Genomic DNA, 14,805 nt, shown 5'->3' on the forward strand with positions numbered 1-14,805 from the left:
ACACCGGGAGCGCCGGACTGATGGGGCACGCTCGGGGCGGTCTGCTGGGGACCGGAGAGAGCGGCGGGCGCCGGGGCGCCGGGTGCGGCGGGCGCCGGGGCGCCGGGTGCGGCGGGCGCCGGGGCGCCGGGTGCCTGGGCGCCGGGTGCCTGGGCGGCCGGCGGTGCAGCGGACTGGGCTGCCGGGAACCCTGCGGGGCCCTGCGGGGCCGGAACACCGGCGCCTTGAGCCGCGGCCCGCTCGGCAGCCGCCTTACCGGCCCCGAAACCGGGCTTGGCGGGGACCGACCCGGCCGGGACCGCTCCGGAGGACGCGGCAGCGTTCGCGGGGGTCGGTCCGGCGGAGCCCGGAGAGCCGAAGGCCGTGTTGGCAGCAATGCCGTTGCCGGCGGCCGGCCCCGGAGTGGGGGGGGGGGGGGGGGGGGGGGGGGGGGGGGGGGGGGGGGGGGGGGGGGGGGGGCGGGCGGGCGGGGGGCGGGGGGCGGGGGGGCGGGCGGGGGGGCGGGGGCGGGGGGGGGGGGGGTCGGCGCGGGGGCCCCCGGTGCGCCTACGGCGGTGTGGCCAGAAGCGGGTGGGCGGGGGGCCGCCCCCGGTGGGGCGCCGCGGCCGCCCGCGGCTCCGGGGGTGGTGGTGTTGCCGGACACGCCGACGGGTCCCTGGGTGCCGAAGCCTGGTGGGACCGAGCCGGGGGCGGCCGCCTCTGCCGGACCCTGCGCGGCGAAACCAGGCGTCGACCGGGCCGCGGGCGGGAACGGCGAGGCGGAGCCCGGTGTGCTCCCGGGGTGCGCGCCGGAAGCGCCGGTGTGGTCGCCCGTGCGCGGGGCCGGCGCGCGGAAGGTGACGGTGCCCTCGTCAGGGATGAGGCCCGCAGGACCGGACGCGCCGGACGGCGTTCCGGCCGCACCGGCTCCCCCGTTGCCGTCCGCTCCCCCGCTGCCCGCCGTCGGCCGGCGGAAGACGAAGGTGCCGCCGGAGACCACGTCCCCGCTGCCGTCCTCCGGATCGGCGGGCGGGATCGTCGCCGTGCCGTCCGTGCTCGTCGACCGGCCCTCGGGCTGGGCCGGGGCCGGCGACGGGACCCTCGGGTCGGGAGCCTGCGGGCCGCCGCCCCAGGAGACGCGGCGGTCCTGGTCGCCGCCGAAGCCGGACTGGTGGGCGCGGTCGGCGCCCCACACGGAGGCCGGCTCGGAACGGCCGTCGTACGGGTCCGCCGGCGCCGGGTCCTCGTCGAAGAAGTGCGGGCCGGTCTCCTCCACGGAGGCCGGGGGCGCGCCGGACGGGGGCGTGAGCGGGCGGCCGTCGGACGGCGCCGGTCGGCTGGTGCCCGGTACCCAGGCGGAACCGTTCCAGTACCGGACGTATCCAGGGATGGACGGGTCCGGGTAATACCCTTCGCGGGGCCTGTCGTCGCCGGGTGCCGGGGTTGGGGCGCTCATGTCCGTCGTCCCGTATCTGCTCGGGGGTGGGATGGGAGCCTCCACATCTATCAGACCGGCGCAACCCCCACCGCCAGTCCCGTCGGACCCGCCCCTTTCCGGGCAACCTCGTGCACGCTCTTCACACGTTCGGAACTGTCAGCCCCCCCCGAGCCGCACTGCGCCCCGGCGCCCCCTGCGGAAAACGTCGCGAAAAAGTTCTCAGAATCCGCGTAATGGTTCCGGCCCGGCCCCCTCTCCACTCGTACGGGCCCACCGCGGGCCCGTACGAGATCCGTATCGAGAGGAGAACCGACATGCAGCACACCGTGGTGGAGCGCGAGCTGGAGCTCAAGCTCATCCTGTCGCCGGAGCGCAGCATCCCGGTCCCGGCCCGGCTCGGCTACCGCAGCGACGACCCCTTCGCCGTCCACGTCGCCTTTCACATCAACTCCGAGCACCCGGTCAACTGGACGTTCGCCCGCGAGCTGCTGGTGGAGGGCGTGTTCCGGCCGTGCGGGCACGGGGACGTGCGGGTGTGGCCGACGAAGGCGGACGGACGCAGCCTCGTGCTGATGGCGCTGAGTTCACCGGGCGGCGACGCCCTCCTGGAGGCGCCCGCGGCCCAGGTGTCGGCCTGGCTGGAGCGGACGCTGCGGGCGGTGCCCCCGGGGACCGAGGGCGAGCAACTGGGCCTCGACGACGCCCTGGCCGACCTGCTCGCCCCCACCCCCGCGGACGACCTGTGGCTGCGCGACCCGTGGCCCGGCGACGAGTCGAAGGACGGAGGTGAGTGAGCACCCGTCCCCCGGGAGGCTCAGAACAGCTTGCCCGGGTTGAGGATGTCCAGCGGGTCGAAGGCCGCCTTGACCGCCCGCTGCATCTCCACGCCCACCGGGCCGAGTTCGCGCGCGAGCCACTCCTTCTTCAGCACGCCCACGCCGTGCTCGCCGGTGATGGTGCCGCCGAGTTCCAGGCCGAGGCCCATGATCTCGTCGAAGGACTCGCGGGCGCGGCGGCACTCGTCGGGGTCCTGCGCGTCGAAGCAGACGGTGGGGTGGGTGTTGCCGTCGCCGGCGTGGGCGACGACCCCGATCGTCAACCGGTGCTTGTCCGCGATGCGTTCGACGCCTTCGAGCATCTCGGCGAGCCGGGAGCGGGGCACGCACACGTCGTCGATCATCGTGGTGCCCTTGACGGCCTCCAGGGCGACGAGCGACGACCGCCGGGCCTGGAGCAGCAGTTCGGACTCGGCGAAGTCGTCGGCGGGGACCACCTGGGTGGCGCCGGCCGCCTCGCACAGCGCGCCCACGGCGGCGAGGTCGGCGGCCGGGTCGGGGGTGTCGAAGGCGGCCAGGAGGAGGGCTTCGGTGGTGTCCGGCAGGCCCATGTGGGCGAGTTCGTTGACGGCGCGGACCGTCGTACGGTCCATCAGTTCGAGGAGGGACGGGACGTGCCCTCCCGCCATGATCCGGCACACCGCGTCGCAGGCGGCGGCGCCGGACGCGAACTCGGCCGCCAGCACCAGCTGCTGCGGCGGCTGCGGCTTCAGCGCCAGGATCGCCCGCACGACGATCCCCAGCGAGCCCTCGGAGCCGACGAACAGCCGGGTCAGGTCGTACCCGGCGACGCCCTTCGCCGTGCGGCGGCCGGTGGACATCAGCCGGCCGTCGGCCAGGACGACGTCCAGGCCGAGGACGTACTCGGCCGTCACCCCGTACTTCACACAGCACAGGCCGCCCGAGGCGGTGCCGATGTTCCCGCCGATCGTGCACATCTCCCAGCTGGAGGGGTCGGGCGGGTAGTACAGGCCGTGTTCGCCGACCGCGCGGGAGAGCGTCGCGTTGACGACGCCCGGTTCGACGACGGCGATCCGGTCGACCGGGTTGATCTCGAGGATGCGGTCCATCTTCGTCAGGGAGAGGACGATGCAGCCGTCGGAGGCGTTGGCGCCGCCGGACAGGCCGGTGCGGGCGCCCTGCGGGACGACCGGGACGCGCAGCTCGCTCGCCGTGCGCATGACGTGCTGGACCTCCTCGACCGTGCGCGGCAGCACGACGACGGCCGGGGCGCCGGCGGGGCAGAAGCTCGCCATGTCGTTGGCGTAGGAGACCGTGACGTCCGGGTCGGTGAGGACGGCCTCGGCGGGCAGGCCGGTCAGCAGCCGGTCGAGGAGGTCGCCCGTCACCACGGACGCGTCGTTGTGTCGTGCTTCCGAACGGCTCATGATCACAGGTTCGCACCCGGGGCCATCGGTGTGAACCCCGTCCGCCGGGCGCTTCGGCTGACGTCATACGGTCGTCGTACTGACGCACAGTGAACGCCATGGAGAAGGTCTCTTGGTTCCGTCGGCGGCGACTGCTCGTCGGCTCGCTCGTGGGGTGTCTCGTGCTGGGCGGCGGGGTGCTGATGCCCTGGCCGGGCGGGGAGCCGGCCGTGCGGCGGGCGCCCGCGCCGGCGCCGGGGGCGCAGGCGGGGACGGCGGTCCGGGCGGGGACGGCGGCCGGGCTGTCCGACCTGGCGGCGCTGATCGAGCAGCGGGAGAGCCGGGTGCGGACGCATCCGAAGGACGCCCGGTCCTGGGCGGTGCTCGGCACGGCCTACGTCGAACAGGGCCGGCGCACCGCCGACGCGGCGCTCCTCTATCCCAGGGCCGAGCAGGCGCTGCGGACCTCGCTGACCGCGCGGCCCCGGGGCAACGCCGAGGCCCTGGAGGGTCTGGCCGCGCTGGCCAACGCACGCCGCGACTTCCCCACGGCCCTGGCCTGGGGCGAGGCCGCGCGCAAGGCGGCGCCGACGCGCTGGACGACGTATGCGCAGCTCATCGACGCCTACACCGGGCTCGGCGACTACAAGAAGGCCCGCACGGCGCTCGACAAGCTGACGGCGCTGCACTCCGGTCCCGCGGTGCGGGCGCGGGCGGCGGGCGTCTACTGGGACCGGGGCTGGCGGGAGGACGCGCAGGCCGCGCTGGCCGACGCGGCGGCCGGTGCCTCCGCGCCCGCCGAGCAGGCGGCCTGGCTGGAGCGGGCCGGGCAGCTCGCCTGGGAGCGCGGCGAGCGGGAGGACGCGCTGCGGCACTTCGAGGAGGCGGTCCGGATCGACCCCGACCAGCGGGCCGCGCAGGCCGGGCAGGGGCGGGCGCTGGCGGCGCTGGGGCGGACGTCGGAGGCGCTGAGCGCGTACCGGGCGGCGCTCGCCCGGCAGCCGCTGCCGGGTTACGCGCTGGAGCTGGGCGAGCTGTACGAGTCGCTGGGGCTCACGCAGGCGGCGCACGTGCAGTACGACCTGCTGCGGGCGCGGGTCCGGCAGGAGACGGCGGGCGGGGCCGACGGGGCGCTGGTGCTGGGCCGGTTCGAGGCGGACCACGGCGATCCGGCGTCGGCGGTACGGCGGCTGCGGGCCGAGTGGCGGCGACAGCCGGGGATCGCGGTCGCGGACGCGCTGGGCTGGGCGCTGCACCGGGCCGACGACGACAAGGAGGCCCTGAAGTTCGGCATGATCGCCACCGACCGGATGCACGGGGGCGCGGTGCGCAGCGCGCCGTACATGTACCACCGGGCCATGATCGAGCGGAGGCTGGGGCAGGACGGGCCGGCCCGCAGACACCTTCAGGAGGCGTTGCAGATCAACCCGTACTTCTCCCCGCTGCTCGTTCCGGTGGCCCGGGTCGCCCTGGCAGATTTGGGCGCCGAACCGGCCCCGGCGAAACCGCCCCGGTGACCCCTTGACGAGCTGCCTGCAGGGGCCGCCGCCCCGCCCTACAGGTTGCCCCGCTTGGCCTGCTCTCGTTCGATCGCCTCGAACAGGGCCTTGAAGTTGCCCTTGCCGAAGCCCATCGAGCCGTGCCGTTCGATGATCTCGAAGAAGACGGTCGGCCTGTCCTGGACCGGCTTGGTGAAGATCTGCAGCAGATAGCCGTCCTCGTCGCGGTCGACGAGGATCTTCAGCTCGCGCAGGGTCCCGACGGGGACGCGGGTGTCGCCGGCCCACTCGCCGAGGGTGTCGTAGTAGGAGTCCGGGGTGTCGAGGAACTGGACGCCGGCCGCGCGCATCGTCCGTACCGTCTGCACGATGTCGCCGGTGTTGAGCGCGATGTGCTGGACGCCCGCGCCGCCGTAGAACTCCAGGTACTCGTCGATCTGGGACTTCTTCTTCGCGATCGCCGGCTCGTTGATGGGGAACTTGACCTTGAGGGTGCCGTCGGCGACGACCTTCGACATCAGCGCGCTGTACTCGGTGGCGATGTCGTCGCCCACGAACTCCTTCATGTTCGTGAAGCCCATGACCTTGTTGTAGAAGCCGACCCAGTCGTTCATCCGGCCGAGTTCGACGTTGCCGACGCAGTGGTCGATGGCCTGGAAGGTGCGCTGGGCGGGCGGTGCGACGATCGGGTCGGCGGCGACGAAGCCGGGGAGGTAGGGGCCGTCGTAGCCGGAGCGGTCGACGAGGGTGTGGCGGGTCTCGCCGTAGGTGGCGATCGCGGCCAGCACGACCGTGCCGTGCTCGTCCTTCAGCTCGTACGGCTCGGCGATCGAGCGGGCGCCGTGCTCGACGGCGTAGGCGTACGCGGCGCGGGCGTCCGGGACCTCGATGGCGAGGTCGACGACGCCGTCGCCGTGCTCGGCGACATGCCGGTCGAGGAAGTGGCCCCAGGTGGTGGCGGGCTTGATGACGGAGGTCAGGACGAAGCGGGCCGAGCCGTTCGTGAGCACGTACGAGGCGGTCTCGCGGCTGCCCGTCTCCGGTCCGGAGTAGGCGACCAGCGTCATGCCGAAGGCGGTGGAGTAGTAGTGCGCCGCCTGCTTGGCGTTGCCCACGGCGAAGACGACCGCGTCCATTCCCTTGACCGGGAAGGGATCGGCCTGCCGGGCGGTGTCGGGAGTGTGGTGTGTGGTCTGCGTCATACCGAAAGCGTCGCGCCGGGCGGCAAGGTGCGCAACAGTTCGCATCATCGCTGGACAATGTGTTCAGTCGGACGCCCGTATCCGCGGGTGTTGTGTACAGGCTGACCATCGTGGAGGCGGGCGGGCATGGGGATCGATCAGCTGGACGGCCGGATCATCGTGCTGCTGGCCCGGGAGCCGCGGCTGGGGGTGCTGGAGATGTCCCGGCGGCTGGGGGTGGCCCGCGGGACGGTGCAGGCGCGGCTCGACCGGCTTCAGTCGAATGGAGTCATCCGGGGATTCGGCCCGGAGGTCGATCCGGCGGCCCTCGGCTACCCGGTCACCGCCTTCGCCACGCTGCAGATCCGGCAGGGGCAAGGGGCCGACGTGCGGGCGCACTTGGCAGGCGTCCCGGAGGTGCTGGAGCTGCACACCACCACCGGCAGCGGGGACATGCTGTGCCGGCTGGTGGCCCGTTCCAACGCCGATCTCCAGCGGGTGATCGACCTGGTCGTCGGTTTTGATGGCATTGTCCGGGCCGCCACCGCGATCGTCATGGAGAACCCCGTTCCGCTGCGGGTCATCCCGCTGGTGGAGCAGGCGGCAGGCCTGCGGACAGGGAGATGACCTGGCCGGCATGGGGTGGTGAGGGCGTGTGAGCTTCTGGGAGTACCTGGTCAACCGTCACCAGCAGCTGCTCACCGACGCCTGCCAACACGCCGGCGTCGTCTTCCAGTGCATGGTGGTGGCGACCCTGCTGGGTGTGCTGATCGGGGTCCTCGCCCACCGCAGTGAATGGGGCGGCAACCTCGCCACCACCGCCACCTCCACCATCCTCACCATCCCGTCGCTCGCCATGATCGGTCTGCTGATCCCGATGGTGGGGCTGGGCGTGCCGCCGACGGTGATCGCGCTGACGCTGTACGGGCTGCTGCCGATCGTGCGCAACGCCATCGTCGGGCTGCGCGGGGTCGATCCGTCCCTGGTGGACGCGGCCAAGGGCATCGGGATGTCCCGGCTGACGCGGCTGGCGCGGGTCGAGCTGCCGCTGGCCTGGCCGCCGATCCTGACCGGGATCCGGGTCTCCACGCAGATGCTGATGGGCATCGCCGCCATCGCCGCGTATGCCTCCGGGCCCGGTCTCGGCAACGAGATCTTCCGTGGCATCGCCTCGCTGGGCAGCAAGAACGCGCTCAACCAGGTGCTCGCGGGCACGCTCGGGATCATCGTCCTGGCCCTGCTGTTCGACGCCGCGTACGTCCTGATCGGACGGCTGACGATTCCCAGGGGGATCCGTGTCTGACTCGCCCGACGGCTCCCGCCCCGCCTCCCCCGCTTCCTCGTCGGCCTCTTCTCACGCCTCCCCTCGCACCTCCTCTCACGCCTCCTCTCACGGGGCGTCGATCGAGCTGGAGAACCTCACCAAGCGCTACAGCGGCAATCCGAACCCCGCCGTCGACAACGTCACCATGGAGATCAAGGCGGGCGAGACCGTCGTCTTCGTGGGGCCGTCCGGCTGCGGGAAGTCGACGACGCTGAAGATGATCAACCGGCTGATCGAGCCGAGCGGCGGACGGATCCGGATCGACGGCGAGGACGTCACCGACATCGACCCGGTGAAGCTGCGCCGCAAGGTGGGGTACGCGATCCAGTCGTCCGGGCTCTTCCCGCACATGACGGTCGCGCAGAACATCTCGCTCGTGCCGCGGATGATCGGCTGGCCGAAGGCGCGGATCCGGGGCCGGGTGGAGGAGATGCTCGACCTGGTCGGCCTCGACCCCGGCGAGTTCCACGGCCGCTACCCGCGCCAGCTGTCCGGAGGGCAGCAGCAACGGGTGGGCGTGGCAAGGGCGTTGGCGGCCGACCCGCCGGTGCTGCTGATGGACGAGCCGTTCGGCGCCGTCGACCCGATCACCCGCGACCACCTCCAGGACGAGCTGATCCGGCTCCAGCACGAGCTGCACAAGACGATCGTGTTCGTCACCCACGACTTCGACGAGGCGATCAAGCTCGGCGACCGGATCGCGGTGCTGCGCGAGCGCTCGCACATCGCCCAGTTCGACACCCCGGAGGCGATCCTCACCAACCCGGCGGACGACTTCGTGTCCGGGTTCGTCGGGGCGGGGGCGGCCCTGAAGCGGCTCGACCTCAGCCGCGTCCGGGACGTGGAGATCACCGGCTACCCGACGGTGACCGTCGACGACCCGCTCCAGACCATTTTCAACAAGCTCCGGGTCAACGGCACGAACGAGATCCTGCTGCTGGACAGGCGGGGCCGGCCCTACAAGTGGCTGCGCCGCGGGGACCTGATGCGGGCCAGGGGCTCACTGGCCCGGGCGGGCACCCTGGTCCACGACACGGTGACCCGGGACGCCACCCTGCGCGACGCGCTGGAGGCGGTGCTGACCGGCAGCACCGGGCGGGTCGCGGTCACCGGGCGGCGCGGCGAGTACACCGGGGTCGTCGACATGGAGACACTGATGAACTCCGTCCACGAACTGCTGGAGGCCGACCGACTGGAGGCCCTGGAGGCACAGCACGACCTGGAGGAGGCCCGGGCCGCGCAGACGCACGCGGAACAGGAGGGCCCGGGCAGGGAGGCGGAGGCGTGAGCGCCCCCGAGCTCGACGACCGGCCGGAGGAACCGACGGAGGACCAGGCGCAGGACCAGGCGCAGGAACAAGCGGAGGCGGAGGCGCAGGCGGAGGCGCAGGCGGAGGGGCAGGCGGAGGCGGAGGCGGAGGCGCAGGCGGAGGGGCAGGCGCAGGCGCAGGCGGAGTCACCGTCCCCGCCGCCCGCTCCCCCGCGGCGACACCTCACCTGGCAGAAGCTGACCTTCCTACCCGCCTTCCTGGTCGCCCTGCTGCTGGCGACCTGGCTGTGGTTCCAGCAGGCGGACCTGGACCCGATCTCCAAGAACGCGCTGTCGAACGGGCAGGTGTCCAAGGCCCTGTGGCAGCACGTCCAACTCACGGTGATCTCCACCTTCTTCGTGCTGATCATCGCGATCCCGCTGGGCGTCCTGCTCACCCGGCGGCGGCTGCGCAAGGCGACCCCCGTCGCGCTGGCCCTCGCCAACATGGGGCAGGCGACCCCCGCGATCGGCCTGCTGGCGCTGCTGGTGATCTGGCTGGGCATCGGCCGCAGGGCCGCCCTGATCGGCATCATCGCCTACGCCATCCTGCCCGTGCTCTCCAACACCGTGGCGGGGCTGAAGGCGAACGACCCGACGCTGTTGGAGGCGGCCCGCGGGATCGGCATGTCCCCCACCGGGGTGCTGTCCCGGGTGGAGCTGCCGCTGGCGGTCCCGCTCATCCTGGCCGGCGTCCGCACGGCGCTCGTGCTGAACGTCGGCACGGCGACCCTGGCGACCTTCGGCGGGGGCGGCGGCCTGGGCGTCCTGATCACGGCCGGCATCACCAACCAGCGCATGCCGGTGCTGGTGCTGGGCTCCATCCTCACCGTGGCGCTGGCGCTGCTGGTCGACTGGCTGGCCTCGCTGGCCGAGGTGATGCTGCGGCCACGCGGTCTGGAGGTGGGCACGTGAGACGCCTGTGCCAGAGAGCCGCCCGAACACTGGCGCCGGTCCTTGCGCTGGCGGTGCTCTCCGGGTGCGGGCTGAGCAGCGGCTCGCCGATGGTCGACGACGTCTCGCCCGGGTCGATCGGACAGGGCGCGCCGCTGGACGGCGCCCATCTCACGGTGACGTCCAAGTCGTTCACCGAGAACCTCATCCTCGGCGCGATGATCGGCATCGCCTTCCAGGCGGCCGGCGCGGACGTACTGGACCGCACCGGCATCCAGGGCTCGATCGGCAGCCGTGAGGCGGTCCGCAAGGGCGACGCCGACGCCATGTACGAGTACACGGGCACCGCGTGGATCACGTACATGGGCAACATCGAGCCCATCACCGACCCGCAGGCGCAGTGGCGGGCGGTCCATGACGCCGACCTGGGGAACGGGCTGACCTGGCTGCCGCCGTCCCGGCTGGACAACACCTACGCGCTGGCCATGAACCAGGCAAATCACAAGAAGTACGGCACGAACACGCTGTCGGACGTGGCCGCGCTGTCGAAGTCGGAGCCGAGTGCCGTGACGCTGTGCGTGGAGGGCGAGTTCGCCAACCGGGCGGACGGGCTGCCGGGCATGGAGAAGGCGTACGGCATGAACATCGCGGCGTCCCGGATCACCCAGATGGACACCGGGATCATCTACACGCAGGCGGCGAAGGGGAGTTGCGCCTACGGGGAGGTGTACACGACCGACGGCCGCATCAGGTCGATGAACCTGGTGGTGATGGACGACGACAAGGACTTCTTCCCCAACTACAACGCGGCCCCCGTGATCAACTCCAAGGCGCTGAAGAAGTGGCCGGCGATCGCGGGCCTGCTGAACCCGATCACGAGGAAACTCGACAACACGGTGGCGCAGGAGCTGAACGCCAAGGTGGACGTCGACGGGGAGGATCCGCACCAGGTCGCCCTGGACTGGATGAAGGACCAGGGATTCGTGAAGTGACCAGGGGTTCGTGAAGTGACCAGGGGTTCAGTTGATCAGGGGGGTCAGTTGATCAGGGGGGGGTCAGTTGATCAGGGGGGTCAGCAGCTCGGTACCGAGCCCTTCCCGTTCTCCAGGGCGACCAGCGCGCCCACCGCGCCCTTGAGGGTGGTGACCGGGATCAGCCGCAGACCCTTGGGCAGCTCGGCCTTCGCGTCGCCGCACTCGTCCTTCGGCACGAGGAACACGGTCGCCCCGTCGCGCCGGGCGGCCTGCGTCTTCAGGGCGACGCCACCGACCGCGCCGACCTTGCCGTCGGCGTCGATGGTCCCCGTCCCGGCGATCGTGCGGCCGCCCGTGAGGTCGCCGCCGCTGCCGTCGCCGTCGAGCTTGTCGACGATGCCGAGCGAGAACAGCAGCCCCGCGCTCGGGCCGCCCACGTCGGCCAGCTTCAGCGTGACCTTGAGGCCGTCGCCGGTGCGGTGCAGGTACGACAGCGCGGCCTCGGTCGCGGCGTCCTGGGACTGCCGCATCTGCTCGGTGTTGTGCCGCTCGATCTCCTTGGTGCTCTCCCCGCTGGGGTAGACCGAGTCGCGCGGCATGATCGCCTGGTCGGTACGGAACCAGCCGTCGATCACATCGGAGAGCGTGACGTCCGTGTCGGGGCTGGTCGCCTCGATCGTCGTCATCCGCAGTTGCCCCTTCGTCTCCCGGGTGGGCGCGCCGGAGATCGTGATGACCGGGTCGCCCTTGTTCTCACCGAGGACGTTCGCCGTCATGCCCGGCTGCGCCACCGAGAACGGCAACGGCGCGAACGCCGCCGTGGCGAACAGCGCCACGAGCGGCAGAGCACAGACGACGAGGGCCTGGGGACGTGAGAGACGAGAGAGCACGAGGTCAATGTAACGGTCACCCCCAGCCCCCCACCCCCCAGCCTGCGGGCAGTCGTGCCGCTGGGGCGATGGGGGTCCCCCCGCTCGAGCGAAACCGAGAGGGGGGAGGGTGGGCGCAGGCGGCACCCGGCAAGCGCCGGCCGGCGCGGCGTCAGGAGCCGCAGGGCTCAGCGCAACGCCTCCGCCACCTCCCGCGCAGCGTCCATCACCCGCGGCCCCACCCGCTCCGGCACCGCGTCCGCCAGCATCACCACACCCACGCTGCCCTCGACCCCCGTCACTCCGAGCAACGGCGCCGCGGCCCCGCTCGCCCCCGCCTCCAGCTCGCCGTGCGTCAGGGTGTACCCCGGTTCGTCCGGTCGCCGCTGGCGCGCGGCCAGGATCGCCCGGCCCGCGGCGCCCCGGTCCAGCGGATGCCGGAACCCGGCCCGGTAGGCCACGTGGTAGTCCGTCCAGGTCGGCTCGACGACGGCGACGGCGAGCGCCTCCGTCCCGTCCACCAGTGTCAGATGCGCGGTCGCCCCTATGTCCTCGGCCAGCGACCGCAGCGCGGGCAACGCGGCCTCCCGCACCAGCGGATGCACCTGGCGGCCGAGCCTCAGCACGCCGAGTCCGACGCGGGCTCGCCCGCCCAGGTCACGCCGTACGAGTGCGTGCTGCTCCAGGGTGGCGAGCAACCGGTACACAACGGTCCGGTTCACGCCCAGTTTGTTGGAAAGCTCGGTGACGGTCAGCCCGTGGTCGGTATCGGCCAGCAGCTTGAGAACCTTCAGTCCTCGATCGAGCGTCTGGGAGGTCTCCGCGGTCACGACGCCCACTCCTTAAGTGGTGAGGTCGGCAGGCCCCCGTCGCGGCGAAAATGCGTCACCGAGTCCCGTCAGTGACGCGCTTGAGAGGCCGCCGATCGACAGATGGGCCCGGCGTGTCCGGGCCCAGTCGCTTCACGGCTGCGCTCCGCGGCGGCGCTGCCACGGGGCGTGTGCGTAGCGGGACAGTAGCGAAGCAGGTTCGCTGAGCGGAAGGCTCCGTCCAGAATCCGGTCATTGGCCGGTATGGACTACCTCCATTTATCCCGATACGTACGGAGCGTGACGACACACCGCGCGCCCCTCCAAACTCGCGGAGAACGCAAGCCGCGCGGAGAACGCAGGACTCACAGAGCACGCAAGATCTCACAGAGCACGCAAGATCTCACAGAGCACGCAAGACCTCACAGGGCACGGAGGTCACTTCATCCGCGTGGCCCACTCCTGCACCTTGGCGATCCGCTGCCGCAGCTGCCCCGCCGTCGCCTCCGCGCTCGGTGGCCCGCCGCACACGCGCCGCAGCTCGGTGTGGATCACACCGTGCGGCTTGCCGCTCTGATGGACGTACGCGCCGACCATCGTGTTGAGCTGCTTGCGCAGCTCCATCATCTCCTTGTGCGAGACGACCGGCCGCCGCTCGGCGGGCAGTTCGAGCAGGTCGGCCTCGGTGTCCGGCTTCTTCCTGCTGTGCGCGATCTGCTTGGCCTGCCGCTTCTGGAGCAGCAGCTGCACCTGGTCGGGTTCGAGGAGCCCCGGAATGCCGAGGTAGTCCTGCTCCTCCTCGCTTCCCGGGTGGGCCTGCATGCCGAACTCGGCGCCGTTGTACATCACCCGGTCGAAGACGGCCTCGGACTCCAGCGCCTCGAAGGCGAACTGCTCCTGTTCTCCGGTGTCCTCGTCCTGCTCCTTGTTCGCCTCGTCCATCTCCTTCTCGGACTCGGCGTACGGATCCTCCTCGCCCTCCTTCTTGGGCTTGTCGAGGGCGTGGTCGCGCTCGACCTCCATCTCGTTGGCGAAGGTGAGGAGGTCGGGCACGGTCGGCAGGAACACGGACGCGGTCTCGCCGCGCCGCCGGGACCGCACGAAACGTCCGACGGCCTGGGCGAAGAAAAGGGGCGTGGAGATGGTGGTGGCGTACACCCCCACCGCCAGCCGCGGCACGTCGACGCCTTCCGACACCATCCGCACCGCGACCATCCACCGGTCGTTGCTCGCGCTGAACTCGTCGATGCGGTTGGACGCACCGCTGTCGTCGGACAGGACGACAGTCGCCTTCGTGCCCGTGATCTCCCGGATCAGCTTGGCGTAGGCGCGGGCGGCGTCCTGGTCGGAGGCGATGACGAGCGCACCGGCGTCCGGGATGGCCTTCCTGACCTCGGTGAGCCGCTGGTCGGCGGCGCGCAGCACGCTCGGCATCCACTCGCCGCGCGGATCGAGCGCCGTACGCCAGGCCTGACTGATCGCGTCCTTGGTCATCGGCTCGCCGAGCCGCGCGGCGATCTCGTCGCCGGCTTTCGTCCGCCAGCGCATGTTGCCGCTGTAGGAGAGGAAGATGACCGGCCGCACGACGTTGTCGGCGAGCGCCGACCCATAACCGTAGGTGTAGTCGGCGGCGGACCGCCGGATCCCGTCGTTCCCCTCCTCGTACGTCACGAAGGGGATGGGGTTGGTGTCGGACCGGAACGGCGTGCCGGTGAGCGCGAGGCGACGGGTGGCCGGCTCGAACGCCTCCAGACACGCCTCACCCCACGACTTGGAGTCACCGGCGTGGTGGATCTCGTCGAGGATGACGAGGGTCTTGCGCTGTTCGGACCGGTTCCGGTGGAGCATCGGCCGTACGCCGACGCCCGCGTAGGTCACGGCGACCCCGTGGTAATCCCTGCTGAGCGGGCCGGCGCTGTACTCCGGGTCCAGCCGGATGCCTATCCTCGCGGCCGCTTCCGCCCACTGCTTCTTCAGGTGCTCGGTCGGCGCGACCACCGTCACCTGCTGCACGACGTGATGGTGCAGCAGCCAGGAGGCGAGGGTCAGCGCGAACGTCGTCTTGCCGGCGCCGGGGGTGGCAACGGCGAGGAAGTCGCGCGGCTGCTCCTGGATGTACTTCTCCATCGCCCCCTGCTGCCAGGCACGCAGCTTGCTGGCGGTGCCCCATGGCGCACGACCGGGAAAGGCGGGCGACAGGTGGTGGGAGTGGGAGGAGGACGCGGAGGTGGCGGCGGTGGTAGTCACGGTCTCCGGGTTCGTGGGTCGGGCTGCTGAGCCGTGCGGGAAGAAGGACTCGGCTACGTATGACAACCGGGCCACCCTAC

13 protein-coding genes are annotated in these 14,805 nt (G+C 71.9%); 8 read left to right on the forward strand and 5 right to left on the reverse strand.

Annotation, left to right across the window (positions count from 1 at the left end; translation table 11 throughout):
* Nucleotides 1-857: 857 nt before the first annotated feature.
* Nucleotides 858-1,385, forward strand: a complete 528-nt coding sequence (locus ACIBTS_RS25410) for a hypothetical protein (protein WP_399322378.1) — start codon at nucleotides 858-860, stop codon at nucleotides 1,383-1,385.
* A gap of 346 nt (nucleotides 1,386-1,731) precedes the next feature.
* A complete protein-coding gene (locus ACIBTS_RS25415; protein WP_399322379.1) occupies nucleotides 1,732-2,211 on the forward strand; it encodes an SsgA family sporulation/cell division regulator in 480 nt (159 codons plus the stop codon).
* A 20-nt stretch (nucleotides 2,212-2,231) separates the two neighbouring features.
* Here ACIBTS_RS25415 and ACIBTS_RS25420 read toward each other — a convergent pair whose 3' ends face one another.
* Nucleotides 2,232-3,647, reverse strand: a complete 1,416-nt coding sequence (locus ACIBTS_RS25420) for an FAD-binding oxidoreductase (RefSeq protein ID WP_399322380.1) — start codon at nucleotides 3,645-3,647, stop codon at nucleotides 2,232-2,234.
* Nucleotides 3,648-3,739: 92 nt separating this feature from the next.
* Between ACIBTS_RS25420 and ACIBTS_RS25425 the strand changes: the two genes are divergently transcribed.
* Complete coding sequence (locus tag ACIBTS_RS25425; protein ID WP_399322381.1) at nucleotides 3,740-5,137, forward strand: tetratricopeptide repeat protein; 1,398 nt, start codon at nucleotides 3,740-3,742, stop codon at nucleotides 5,135-5,137.
* A gap of 38 nt (nucleotides 5,138-5,175) precedes the next feature.
* Here ACIBTS_RS25425 and hppD read toward each other — a convergent pair whose 3' ends face one another.
* Nucleotides 5,176-6,321 (reverse strand): 4-hydroxyphenylpyruvate dioxygenase, encoded by a 1,146-nt coding sequence (hppD, locus tag ACIBTS_RS25430; protein ID WP_399322382.1) that lies wholly within the window; start codon nucleotides 6,319-6,321, stop codon nucleotides 5,176-5,178.
* 126 nt (nucleotides 6,322-6,447) lie between these two features.
* On the opposite strand from hppD, the gene ACIBTS_RS25435 reads away from it, so the two are divergent.
* The 5 genes from ACIBTS_RS25435 to ACIBTS_RS25455 all read left to right on the forward strand — a co-directional run bounded on the left by ACIBTS_RS25435 (nucleotide 6,448) and on the right by ACIBTS_RS25455 (nucleotide 10,818).
* Nucleotides 6,448-6,927, forward strand: a complete 480-nt coding sequence (locus ACIBTS_RS25435) for an Lrp/AsnC family transcriptional regulator (RefSeq protein WP_319672455.1) — start codon at nucleotides 6,448-6,450, stop codon at nucleotides 6,925-6,927.
* Between the two features lie 28 nt (nucleotides 6,928-6,955).
* Nucleotides 6,956-7,603, forward strand: a complete 648-nt coding sequence (locus ACIBTS_RS25440; protein WP_399322384.1) for an ABC transporter permease — start codon at nucleotides 6,956-6,958, stop codon at nucleotides 7,601-7,603.
* A gap of 100 nt (nucleotides 7,604-7,703) precedes the next feature.
* Nucleotides 7,704-8,912, forward strand: coding sequence for a betaine/proline/choline family ABC transporter ATP-binding protein (locus ACIBTS_RS25445; protein WP_399322472.1), 1,209 nt, complete (start codon nucleotides 7,704-7,706; stop codon nucleotides 8,910-8,912).
* Nucleotides 8,909-9,847, forward strand: a complete 939-nt coding sequence (locus tag ACIBTS_RS25450; protein ID WP_399322385.1) for an ABC transporter permease — start codon at nucleotides 8,909-8,911, stop codon at nucleotides 9,845-9,847. Before ACIBTS_RS25445 ends, ACIBTS_RS25450 begins: the two co-directional genes overlap by 4 nt.
* A gap of 89 nt (nucleotides 9,848-9,936) precedes the next feature.
* Entirely contained in the window at nucleotides 9,937-10,818 is an 882-nt protein-coding gene (locus tag ACIBTS_RS25455) for a glycine betaine ABC transporter substrate-binding protein (protein ID WP_399322473.1), read from the forward strand.
* An 80-nt stretch (nucleotides 10,819-10,898) separates the two neighbouring features.
* On the opposite strand, the gene ACIBTS_RS25460 is transcribed toward ACIBTS_RS25455, so the two are convergent.
* The 3 genes from ACIBTS_RS25460 to ACIBTS_RS25470 form a co-directional block, all read right to left on the reverse strand.
* Entirely contained in the window at nucleotides 10,899-11,690 is a 792-nt protein-coding gene (locus ACIBTS_RS25460) for a PDZ domain-containing protein (protein WP_079661941.1), read from the reverse strand.
* A 167-nt stretch (nucleotides 11,691-11,857) separates the two neighbouring features.
* Nucleotides 11,858-12,499, reverse strand: a complete 642-nt coding sequence (locus ACIBTS_RS25465) for an IclR family transcriptional regulator (protein WP_079661940.1) — start codon at nucleotides 12,497-12,499, stop codon at nucleotides 11,858-11,860.
* A 417-nt stretch (nucleotides 12,500-12,916) separates the two neighbouring features.
* A complete protein-coding gene (locus ACIBTS_RS25470) occupies nucleotides 12,917-14,725 on the reverse strand; it encodes a DEAD/DEAH box helicase (RefSeq protein ID WP_399322387.1) in 1,809 nt (602 codons plus the stop codon).
* Nucleotides 14,726-14,805 lie beyond the last annotated feature (80 nt).

This window comes from Streptomyces sp. NPDC050121, assembly GCF_044460385.1.
In the GTDB taxonomy this organism is placed as follows: Bacteria; Actinomycetota; Actinomycetes; order Streptomycetales; family Streptomycetaceae; genus Streptomyces; species Streptomyces soliscabiei.